Here is a 7,544-nt window from a genome sequence, read left to right as displayed (position 1 = left end):
CTGCGTCGGCCAGCCCCAGCTCGAGCCCGCCGATCCCCGCGAACAACCCGACCATCGACCGTGCGCTCACGTGTGCCCTTCCCTCGCCCGACGGTCCTACGTTACTCGAGAGTGGTCGGCCTTGACCTCGACCACGCTCGAGGTTTCACACTGGAATGCGAGGGCCGAAAAATCGGTTGGAAACTGAGCCTGTGCAATGAAATCATTCGAGCACAGCAATAAGGAGAAGAACTGTGTCTACGGGTGTGCTCGATCCCGAAACCCGAACCCTCGATCAGCCATACCCGGACACCGCGAAGCCGCGCAGCTCACTGCGTCGTTTCGCGCCGTTTCTGCTGCCGTACAAGTGGTTCTACATCGCCTCGATCGTGGTCTCGCTGATCGCCACCATGACCGGTCTGGTGATTCCGCTGGTGATGCAACGCGTCATCGACGGCCCCATCACCGATCGCAATTTCTCTGCTGTCTGGTGGCCTGCGGCATTCGTCCTGTTGCTCGGCACCATCGACGCACTCGGCATCTGGGTTCGCCGCTACCTGGTCTCCCGACCGTCGAGCCAATTCGAGATTTCAGCGCGTGCAACGGTATTCGACAAGTTGCAGCGACTGTCGGTCTCGGCTCACGAGAGCTGGGAATCGGGACAGCTGCTCTCGCGCGCCATCGCAGATCTCGGTTCGCTGCGGCGGTTCATGGCCTTCATCGGCCCGTTCATCATCATCAACGCCGTGACACTGGTCGTCGGCATCGGTGTATTGCTGGTGCAGTCCTGGCAATTGGGGCTGATCATGCTGGTGACGTCGGTACCGCTGGTGATCGCCTGCACCAAGTTCGAGACGCTCTATCGCGTTGTGGCCCGTGACGCTCAGGATCAGGCAGGCGACGTCACGACGACGGTCGAGGAATCCATCCAGGGCATTCGCGTCCTCAAGGCGTTCGGCCGAAGTGCGCACTTGGGCAAGCAGTTTCTGCGTCAGGCCCGAACACTGCGGGGCACCGAGCTGAAGAAGGTGCGCTACCTGGCGATCATCTGGGCGGTGATCGTCGGGCTGCAGCCGATCACCATCGGCGCGATCCTGGCTGTGGGTACGTATTCGATCGTGCAGGGCACCATGACGGTCGGCACGCTCGTCGCGGCCATTGCCATCGTCGCCTTCCTGCTGTGGCCGATCGAATCCTTCGGGTATCTCCTGGCCGAGCTGAACAACGCACGCACGGCGGCAGATCGGTACTGGGAAATCATGGATACTCCCGAAACCGTGACCGATCCGGACAATCCCGTCGAATTGCCCGAAAGAATCCGTGGCCGAGTGCAATTCGATCGCGTCGGATTCACCTTTCCCGACGCGTCGTCGCCGCTGCTCACCGACGTCAGCTTCGTCATCGAGCCGGGGGAGACCGTCGCGCTGGTCGGCAACACCGGTAGTGGAAAGACTGCGCTGACGAACCTCGTCCCTCGGCTGTTCGACGCCACAGAGGGCTCCATCACCATCGACGGTATCGACGTGGCCTCGATGCGGTTGGCCGATCTGCGCTCGATCGTCACGGTGGCGTTCGAGGATCCGGTGCTGTTCTCGGCCAGTGCGCGCGAGAACATCGCGCTCGGTTCGCCCGACGCGACCGATGCCGAGATTGCCGAGGCGTTGGATATCGCGCACGCAACGGATTTCGTCGAGCAGTTGCCCTGGGGCCTGGCCACCCGCATCGGTGAGCAGGGCATGAGTCTGTCCGGTGGGCAGCGGCAGCGGCTCGCGTTGGCGCGGGCGGTGCTGGGCAAACCGCGGGTGCTGGTGCTCGACGACCCGCTGTCTGCGCTCGACGTGGACACCGAAGCCAAAGTGCAGAAGGAATTGCGGCGCGTGTTGGCGCACTCGACGACAGTGCTGGTAGCGCACCGGCCGTCGACCGCTGCGTTGGCCGACCGCGTGCTGTATCTCGAGAACGGAAGAATTGTGGAGCAGGGAACACACGAGGGACTGCTGGCGACGTCGCCGCGGTACCGCGAGGTGATGGGGTCGATTCATGGCTGAGCAAACCGCAGCGGCAGATTGGCGCGGCGTCGGCGGCGAGGAATCGGAGGTCGACGCAACCGGAAACCTGGTGCTGGCCGGGCGTTCTCGCCGGTTGCTCGCCTCGTTGGTGCGGCCGTACAAGAAGCAGGCCCTGCTGTCCTTCCTGATCATTCTGGTCGACAACATCACCTACGTCGCCGGTCCATTGTTCATCGCCTATGCACTGGACAACGGTGTCGGCGCTGCAGCACAGGGTGATTGGACTCCGTTGATGTGGGCGATCGGCGGCTACACCGGCTTCGGTCTGCTCGGGATGCTCACCACCTACGCCTTTCTCACCGTCTCCGGTCGGCTGAGCCAGAACATCCTCTACGACCTGCGCGGACGGGTGTTCGACCATGCCCAGAAGCTGAGCCTGTCTTTCCACGAGAATTACACCTCGGGACGGCTGATCTCGCGTCTGACCAGTGATGTCGAATCTCTGCAGACACTGCTCGAGAGCGCGCTCAACGACGCCCTGACCGCCATCCTGTCGATGGTGTCGATCGCGATCATCCTGGTGTATCTCGACGTTCCGATGGCGATGATCGTGCTGGCCGGATTCGTGCCACTGGTTCTCGTCACCCGGTGGTCGCAGCGCCGACAACGCCAGGGATACCGTCGAACACGGGTGGCGATCGCCCGCGTCGTGGTCCACTTCGTCGAATCCATGGGCGGCATCCGCGCCGTGCAGGTGTTCCGGCGCGAGGGCCGCAACGACGACATTCTCAACACCGAGGATTCGGAGTATCGCGACGCCACCACCGCAGCGCTGCGCGGTATGGCGAGCTACACCGGCATCGTGCGCTGGATCGGCAACGTCACGCTCGCGATCATCCTGGTGTTCGGTAGCTGGCGAGTGATCAACGGCCACATGGACATCGGTGTGCTCGCGGCCTACGTGCTGTATCTGCGCCGGTTCTACGGACCGCTCGACGAGTTGGCGATGGTCTTCAACGCCTACCAGTCCGCCGCCGCTGCCCTGGAGAAGATCTCCGGTGTGCTCGAGGAGGAACCGTCGGTGACGGCACCGAAGAACCCCGTGGAGATCGGAACGGCGAAGGGCGACATCACGTTCGACGACGTGCACTTCTCCTACGGCCCCGAACGCGTCGTGCTACCGGAATTCTCGCTGCACGTACCCGCCGGACAGGTAGTCGCGATGGTCGGAGCCACCGGAGCGGGTAAGTCGACACTGGCAAAGCTGTTGGCGCGCTTCTACGATCCGACGGCCGGAGCCGTCCGACTCGACGGCGTCGACATGCGGCAGATCAGCGACGAGGATCTGCGGCGCAACGTCGTGATGGTGACACAGGAGTCGTTCCTGTTCTCCGGTTCGGTGGCAGACAACATCCGACTCGGCCGCCCGACCGCGACCGATGCGGAGGTGCGGGCAGCGGCGGACGCCGTCGGACTGACGGAGTTCATCGCGTCGCTACCGGAGGGAATCGACACGGACGTGCGCAAGCGCGGAGGCCGATTGTCCTCGGGCCAAAGGCAATTGGTGGCCTTCGCTCGGGTGTTCCTCGCCGCACCGTCGGTGATCGTGCTGGACGAGGCAACTTCGAGCCTGGACATCCCGAGCGAGCGGCTGGTGCAGCGCGCGCTCGAGACCATCCTGCAGGGACGAACGGCGCTGATCATCGCGCACCGCCTCTCGACGGTGGCCATCGCAGATCGGGTACTCGTCATGGCCGACGGAAACATCGTCGAAGACGGAACCCCCGAGGACCTCATCGCTGGGGAGGGACGCTTCGCGCACCTGCACGAGGAGTGGGAGGACTCGCTCGTCTAAGTCCACGGGGTGATCGGCGGCTTGACCCACATGATCTTCTCGTCCGCGTGCTGGGGCGTCGCACCGTCGTGTCCCGGGTGCTCGGCCGCCCAGGCGGATTTACGGTCGAGCAACTCGGCCACGATGGTCCACGTCTCCATCGTGCTCGGCGGGTGCAGATCGGCAGCGCGGGCGAGTTTGCGGCGGACGGCGTCGGTGAGGTCGAGCAGCTCGGCACCGGTGATTCCGCGATCCCACACGTAGCGCGCCAGAGCTTTCGCCTTGTCCTGTCGACTCTTCGCAGCCTGCTCGGAGTGCGCGAAATCGAACTGCCCGCCGCCGGTGTTCTCTGTCGTCACGGGCACAACCTTAGTGAACTGCGAGAAAAGGCACGTCCGCTTGATCTTCTGGGGGCCTCGTCGCCTACCGTAGGTGGGTGATCACTCAAGCATCGGGTGCAGAGCAAGTCTCCATCCCCGCGACCGACTCCACAGACGCGAAATCCTGGCCCTCGATCCTCACGTGGCGAGCGCATGACGTTCCCCGTATGGAATCGGTGCGGGTCCAGCTCTCGGGCAACCGCATCAAGCTGCCGGACGCATCATCGGTGCCGCGTGCAGCGATCACCCCGCCTTCAGCGCGTCCTACGACCTGGTGACCGACGAATACGGCGTCACCAAGAGGCTCTCGGTGCGCACCTCGCTCGCGTCCGGTGACCGGCAGGCCTCCGTCAGCCGCGACGACGAGGGCTACTGGATGGTCGAGAACAGCACCAGCCATCAGCGCTCGACCTACAGCGGAGCGCTCGACGTCGACATGGTGCTCAGCCCGTTCTTCAACACTCTGCCGATCCGTCGATTCGGTCTGCACACCCAGGTCCAGGACCTCGAGGTGCCCACGGTGTACGTGAACCTGCTCGACCTCAGCATCCAGGAAGCCACGCTGACCTACAGCAGTGGTTCCGAGGGTATCCACGTCATCTCGCCGGTCTCCACGTCGTCGGTCAGGGTCGACGCCGACGGCTTCGTGCTCGACTATCCGGGACTGGCCGAGCGGATCTGACGCACGACGCCACCGCGTCGACCCGCGTCCTGCAGCTTCTCCCGCCAGCCCGGTTCGCCCGGGGTGATGTCGGTGATCTCGAAGCGCTGATGCTGCTCGTACTGCAGACGCGCTGCGTTTCCGGCGTCGACCAGCGTTTTCGTCGAACCTTCGTCCAGTTCTTCCCGCGCTGCGGTGAGCGCATGCACCGCTTCGTCGAGCGCGGTTCGGAGAGCGGCGGCGTTGCCCTCGGTCATCGCCCGGACGAGATTCGGCGACGACGACGCCACCCGCGTCCCGTCCCGGAACGAGCCCGCAGCCAGGCCGAGCGCGAGTGGTCCGCCGTCCGCTCCCACGATTGCCAGTGCTTCGGCCAGCAGATGCGGTAGATGAGAAATTCTGGCAACAGCGCGGTCGTGTTCGACGCTCTCGGCCGGCACCACCACCGAACCGCAGTCGAGGGCGAGCTGGGCCACCCGAACCCACACGTCGGCGTCGACTCCCGGGTCGGTTGTCACCACCCACACCGCGTCGGTGAACAGTGTCGGATCGGTGGCCGACCACCCCGACTGATTGGTGCCCGCCATGGGATGTCCACCGACATAGCGAGCCTGTAGTCCGCGAGTGGCCACGGCAGCGGCGACCTCGGCCTTGACGCTGACGACATCGGTGATCGGAGCCGCGGGCGCATGCTCGGCGACGGCCGCCAGAACGGAGTCGACGGCAGGCATCGGGACGGCGACGACGATCAACGCGTCCTGTGCTGCGGCCCTGCTCAGCGCTGCTGCCAGGTCGGTACCGACGTCGTAGCCATCGGTGGTGGCACCGGCGATCGCGTCGGCCGATCGGTTCCATCCCCACACCTGACGGCCCGCGTCGTGGGCCGCGCGCAGGATCGACCCACCGATCAGTCCGAGACCCAGAACGCACACCGAAGAAGAAGTCACCCGATCAGATTGGCACAGGTGGGTGACGTCGACGGGAGGTGGACTTCGAATACCGGCCCCTACCGGACTACCGTTGCGCGCATGGCCGCACAGCGCGCGAACAACAACCGCGCATCCGCACCGGAATACGACGACCTCGAGGGATTCGGCGTTGCAGTTGTCCGAGAGGAAGGCAAGTGGACCGTCACGCCGCTGTCCGACGACGCATTGACCAGCCTGTCGGCGGCAGAGACCGAACTGCGTGAACTGCGCAGCTCGGGAGCCGTGTTCGGACTGCTCGACGTGGACGAGGAATTCTTCGTCATCCTGCGTCCCGCACCGAACGGCACCCGACTCCTGCTGTCCGACGCGGTCGCCGCAGTGGACTACGAAATCGCCGCGGACGTTCTCGACGCATTGAACATCGAGATCCCCGACGTCGACCCCGACGAACTCGACGACATCGAACCCTACGAAGAAGGCGACCTCGCGCTGCTCGCCGACCTCGGACTACCCGAAGCCGTCCTCGGCATCATCGTCGCCGAGACCGACGACTACCCAGACGAGCAGCTGCAGTCCATCGCTGAACGACTGGGCTTCGAGGACGAGTTCGCCGCAGCGGTGAACAAGCTGCGGCGGTAACCGATGCCGGTGTCCGACGCGGACATGATCCGCGCAGCGCTGTCGGCTGCGGCCGAGGCATCGGATGCCGACGTCCCCGTCGGAGCCGTCGTGTTCGACGCCTCGGGACGTGAGATCGCCCGGGCCTGCAATGCGCGGGAGGTGTCGGGCGATCCCACCGGACATGCGGAAGTGATCGCACTGCGTCGAGCAGCGGCTGTCCACGGGGACGGCTGGCGACTCGAAGGCTGCACCCTGGCCGTCACGTTGGAACCCTGCACGATGTGCGCCGGGGCGTTGGTGCTGGCCCGCGTCGGAGCGGTGGTGTTCGGGGCCTGGGAACCCAAGACTGGAGCCGTCGGCTCGCTGTGGGACGTCGTGCGAGACCGTCGACTCACCCACAGACCACAGGTTCGCGGTGGCGTACTGGAAGCCGAATGCGCCAAAGTGTTGACCACGTTCTTCGCTCGCCAGAGATAACGATCTCGTCACACGGTGGCCCCGATGTCCACTTTTGTGGAGGGTGGAGGGCAGGCGCAAAGAAGCGCTCCAACCTCTGCGAAGGAGAGAACTATGGGAATCGGCGACAAGATCTCGAACAAGTCCGAAGACCTCGGCGGCAAGGCCAAAGAAGCCGCAGGTTCGGCCACCGGAGACAGGGACCTCGAAGCAGAAGGCAAGGGCGACCAGGCCTCGGCAGCAGTCAAGGACGGCGTCGAGAAGGTCAAGGACGCGGCCTCGAACATCAAGGACAAGCTCACCGGCAACTAGTCGCCGGAGTGGAGCCTGCGGAATGACCAATGGATTTGCGCGCTGAGCAGGCGATTTAGCCTCAGGCCGTCATTCCGGTACAGTCTTCTGCGGTGGCGTGTCCGAGCGGCCTAAGGAGCACGCCTCGAAAGCGTGTGACGGGTAATCCCCGTCCGAGGGTTCAAATCCCTCCGCCACCGCCAAAGCTCCCCACCTGTTCACACAGGTGGGGAGTTTTTTTGTGCGCTACGTGAGGGTGGGGGCAGCGGCCGGGGTGTGCGGCCGGGGTCTTGTCGCAAACGCGCGCGCATTCGTGGGACGCGTTCGGATTTGCTATTGATGCGGGGTCTATTTCGCGCGCACCTAGCAAGTGCGCGCGCGTTT

At 64.6% G+C, this 7,544-nt stretch carries 7 protein-coding genes, 1 tRNA gene and 1 pseudogene; 7 read left to right on the top strand and 2 right to left on the bottom strand.

The window, feature by feature from the left end; all coding sequences use genetic code 11:
- The first annotated feature begins 233 nt into the window (after positions 1-233).
- Both RHBS_RS21155 and RHBS_RS21150 read left to right on the top strand, forming a co-directional pair.
- Positions 234-2,027 (top strand): ABC transporter ATP-binding protein, encoded by a 1,794-nt coding sequence (locus RHBS_RS21155; RefSeq protein ID WP_128646378.1) that lies wholly within the window; start codon positions 234-236, stop codon positions 2,025-2,027.
- Positions 2,020-3,843: an ABC transporter ATP-binding protein gene (locus RHBS_RS21150; RefSeq protein WP_121871937.1), complete on the top strand. Its 1,824-nt coding sequence runs from the start codon at positions 2,020-2,022 to the stop codon at positions 3,841-3,843. The genes RHBS_RS21155 and RHBS_RS21150 overlap by 8 nt, the downstream gene beginning before the upstream one ends.
- Here the strand turns inward: RHBS_RS21150 and RHBS_RS21145 are convergent.
- Positions 3,840-4,181, bottom strand: a complete 342-nt coding sequence (locus tag RHBS_RS21145) for a hypothetical protein (protein ID WP_121872896.1) — start codon at positions 4,179-4,181, stop codon at positions 3,840-3,842. The genes RHBS_RS21150 and RHBS_RS21145 overlap by 4 nt on opposite strands.
- A 188-nt stretch (positions 4,182-4,369) precedes the next feature.
- Here RHBS_RS21145 and RHBS_RS21140 point away from each other — a divergent pair.
- A pseudogene (locus tag RHBS_RS21140) lies at positions 4,370-4,884 on the top strand (putative glycolipid-binding domain-containing protein).
- Here the strand turns inward: RHBS_RS21140 and RHBS_RS21135 are convergent.
- Positions 4,857-5,828: a prephenate dehydrogenase gene (locus tag RHBS_RS21135; RefSeq protein WP_121871938.1), complete on the bottom strand. Its 972-nt coding sequence runs from the start codon at positions 5,826-5,828 to the stop codon at positions 4,857-4,859. The pseudogene RHBS_RS21140 and the gene RHBS_RS21135 overlap by 28 nt on opposite strands.
- 63 nt (positions 5,829-5,891) lie before the next feature.
- Between RHBS_RS21135 and RHBS_RS21130 the strand changes: the two genes are divergently transcribed.
- The 4 genes from RHBS_RS21130 (at position 5,892) to RHBS_RS21115 (ending at position 7,363) form a co-directional block, all read left to right on the top strand.
- Positions 5,892-6,431: a tRNA adenosine deaminase-associated protein gene (locus tag RHBS_RS21130; protein ID WP_094635770.1), complete on the top strand. Its 540-nt coding sequence runs from the start codon at positions 5,892-5,894 to the stop codon at positions 6,429-6,431.
- A 3-nt stretch (positions 6,432-6,434) separates the two neighbouring features.
- Positions 6,435-6,890, top strand: a complete 456-nt coding sequence (locus RHBS_RS21125; protein WP_121871939.1) for a nucleoside deaminase — start codon at positions 6,435-6,437, stop codon at positions 6,888-6,890.
- Positions 6,891-6,983: 93 nt separating this feature from the next.
- Positions 6,984-7,181 (top strand): CsbD family protein, encoded by a 198-nt coding sequence (locus tag RHBS_RS21120; protein ID WP_121871940.1) that lies wholly within the window; start codon positions 6,984-6,986, stop codon positions 7,179-7,181.
- Between the two features lie 91 nt (positions 7,182-7,272).
- Positions 7,273-7,363, top strand: a tRNA-Ser gene (locus RHBS_RS21115).
- The last annotated feature ends 181 nt before the right edge of the window (positions 7,364-7,544 follow it).

It is taken from the genome of Rhodococcus sp. BS-15 (assembly GCF_000813105.1).
GTDB lineage: Bacteria > Actinomycetota > Actinomycetes > Mycobacteriales > Mycobacteriaceae > Rhodococcoides.
Note: the sequence above shows the minus strand (reverse complement) of the source record. Positions and strands in the feature narration are given on the sequence as shown.

Excerpts from the sequence above, each read along its gene's own strand:
- RHBS_RS21120 (WP_121871940.1), top strand. The coding sequence starts at position 6,984 with ATGGGAATCGGCGACAAGATCTCGAACAAGTCCGAAGACCTCGGCGGC.
- RHBS_RS21150 (WP_121871937.1), top strand. The coding sequence starts at position 2,020 with ATGGCTGAGCAAACCGCAGCGGCAGATTGGCGCGGCGTCGGCGGCGAG.
- RHBS_RS21130 (WP_094635770.1), top strand. The coding sequence starts at position 5,892 with ATGGCCGCACAGCGCGCGAACAACAACCGCGCATCCGCACCGGAATAC.
- RHBS_RS21125 (WP_121871939.1), top strand. The coding sequence starts at position 6,435 with ATGCCGGTGTCCGACGCGGACATGATCCGCGCAGCGCTGTCGGCTGCG.